3 protein-coding genes are annotated in these 2,399 nt (G+C 34.1%); all 3 read left to right on the plus strand.

Features of this window, described 5'->3' with window-relative positions; genetic code table 11:
- Positions 1-157: 157 nt before the first annotated feature.
- The 3 genes from CP355_RS09685 (at position 158) to CP355_RS09695 (ending at position 2,318) form a co-directional block, all read left to right on the plus strand.
- Complete coding sequence (locus CP355_RS09685) at positions 158-709, plus strand: metal-dependent hydrolase (protein ID WP_025006403.1); 552 nt, start codon at positions 158-160, stop codon at positions 707-709.
- Positions 710-820: 111 nt separating this feature from the next.
- Positions 821-1,060 carry a hypothetical protein gene (locus tag CP355_RS09690; protein WP_003626373.1) on the plus strand — a complete coding sequence of 80 codons (240 nt, stop codon included), beginning with the start codon at positions 821-823 and terminating at the stop codon, positions 1,058-1,060.
- A gap of 223 nt (positions 1,061-1,283) precedes the next feature.
- Positions 1,284-2,318, plus strand: a complete 1,035-nt coding sequence (locus tag CP355_RS09695) for an aldo/keto reductase (protein ID WP_098044432.1) — start codon at positions 1,284-1,286, stop codon at positions 2,316-2,318.
- The last annotated feature ends 81 nt before the right edge of the window (positions 2,319-2,399 follow it).

Genomic DNA, 2,399 nt, shown 5'->3' on the forward strand with positions numbered 1-2,399 from the left:
AATCACAACGATTCGACTCTTTTCAATTTGTCAATGTCTTAACTTAATGACATTGTATTACCATGATAGTGTGTTTTTTCTTACAGATTGAATGCTGTCATCTCTTATTTTTGTATGGTACAATATGAATATATGTTCTAATGAAGAGGTGACTAAAATGCTGACGCGCTCGCATCGTTTATGCAGCATCGCGCTTGTTGAGCTGGGATTAATTGCTAGCAACACATTTATCGCAGATCCAGCATCTAATTTAATAATTTTATTGGCTACTGGTGTGGGTGCGTCTTTACCTGATATTGATGAATATAACAGCACGACTAGTCGTAAATCTCCAATCAATTTTAGTTTGTTTCTACGTCATCGTGGTGTGACTCATTCATTTTTAGGCTGGTTAGTTTTCTCCATTGGTTTGTATTTCTTAATGAATCATTTTATTCCCATTGAATTTCGATCTTGGCAGTTGCCAAATTGGTGGGGCAGTATTTGGCTAGGCTTGATTTTAGGCTATTTTTTGCATTTAGTTGAAGATAGTTTTAGTAAGCAGGGAGTAGATTGGTGGGCTCCATTTGTTAAAAAGAGAAGACATCATTCAATCTTTCGTTATAAAGTAGGAGGATTTTTTGAAAAATTTATTACTTTAATTGCTTTTTTAGGCATTATAATGATGTCTTGCTATTGGTTATGGCTGATGGCCGCACCTGAAATCTAAGTAAAACGCATACGTTTATTTAGTAAATTTCTTTACTATTTATGGTAAAGCACACTACTTAATGTTATACTAACGTTGTTGGAAATGTTTTAAGAAAAGAGATATATTAAAATGAATCAAATTGCTTTTAACCAACAATTATCAGATAAATTAAATGAAGTACTTAACCCAACCTTGTATTCAACTCCAGGTAAGGGTGAAATTACTGTAGTTGCTAACGAAAAGAATGACTTGCGTGAATATCGAATCATTACTGAAAACAACAAGGTTGTTAAAGTTGAAGATGCATATGATGCTAAGCATGATGCAGATTATGATAAGATGATGGACTTTCTTAAGGACTATCGTTAATTAAAAATTTGAATATAAATAAAGAAGAGGCCAGGATCATTGAGATCTTGACCTCTTTTGTCTTATTTTCGAAAATACTTCTAATATTTTTTTAAAATCAATTAAGAGTAATATACATGCAAAAAAGTTATACTGCAAAATAATCAATTAATATTTCACATAGATAGTCACTTTCCCTATGATAGAAGTAAGTTAAGTTTTAGTTAATGGAAAGTGACTTAAAATGAAATATAATCAATTAGGTAATTCAGATTTAAAAGTTTCTCAATTTGCACTTGGCTGTATGGGATTTGGTAAGGGAAGCGGTAAGAGCGTAAATGATCGTTCATGGACCGTGGGACAAGAACAAGCTGATCAAGTGATTGCTCATGCTTTGGATTTAGAAGTGAATTTCTTTGATACGGCTCCGGCATATCAAGCGGGTGCTAGCGAAAGAATTTTAGGTACAGCTTTAAATAAACTAGCTGACAGGGATCAAGTTGTTGTTGCCACCAAGTTTGCAACAAGACTACCTGAAGAAATGAAGAAGGGGATCTCAGGTAAAGAACATGTAGTCAATTCACTAGACCAAAGTCTAGAAAACTTACAAATGGATTACGTAGATCTTTATATTTACCACATTTGGGATTGGCTGACTCCAATGGAGGAAATTGCTGAAGGGCTAAACGAAGTAGTGAAGCAAGGCAAAGCACGTTACATCGGAATCTCAAATGCATATGCATGGCAAATTGCACAGATGAATGCATATATGAAAGAACATGATTATCCACAATTTGTTTCAATTCAATATCACTATAACTTGATCTATCGTGAAGATGAACGAGAATTATTTACTTTTGCTCATGAAAACAATTTAGGATTAACACCATATAGTCCCTTAGCTAGTGGACGATTAGCTCATCCCTTCGGTACTGAGACTGCACGAAGAAAACAAGATACTTTTTCTGCTAAGGAAAAATATGGTAAGACTGTTGAAATTGATCGACCAATTATTGATCGAGTTGAAGAATTAGCTAAAAAACATGATGTCCCTATGGCTGCTATATCACTAGCTTGGCTAAAGACAAAAGTGACAGCACCAATTGTTGGTGCAACTAAGGCCCATCATCTAGATGCAATGGAAAAAGCATTGCAATTAGATTTAACCTCTGATGAAGTGGCATATCTGGAAGAACCGTACAAGCCTCATGATTTAGAAGGCGTAATGGCGGATAATCGAGATCGAAAACATAATTGGACAGATTATTTAACGCATTAATTAAAACAAAAGGTAAAGAATATCAATTTCGCCGATTGTAAAATTAAATTGAACACTTGATAAAAAATAAAAAGTCCATTC

This window comes from Lactobacillus sp. UMNPBX4, from assembly GCF_002554115.1.
Taxonomy (GTDB): Bacteria; Bacillota; Bacilli; order Lactobacillales; family Lactobacillaceae; genus Lactobacillus; species Lactobacillus gallinarum.

Excerpts from the sequence above, each read along its gene's own strand:
- CP355_RS09685 (WP_025006403.1), top strand. The coding sequence starts at position 158 with ATGCTGACGCGCTCGCATCGTTTATGCAGCATCGCGCTTGTTGAGCTG.
- CP355_RS09690 (WP_003626373.1), top strand. The coding sequence starts at position 821 with ATGAATCAAATTGCTTTTAACCAACAATTATCAGATAAATTAAATGAA.
- CP355_RS09695 (WP_098044432.1), top strand. The coding sequence starts at position 1,284 with ATGAAATATAATCAATTAGGTAATTCAGATTTAAAAGTTTCTCAATTT.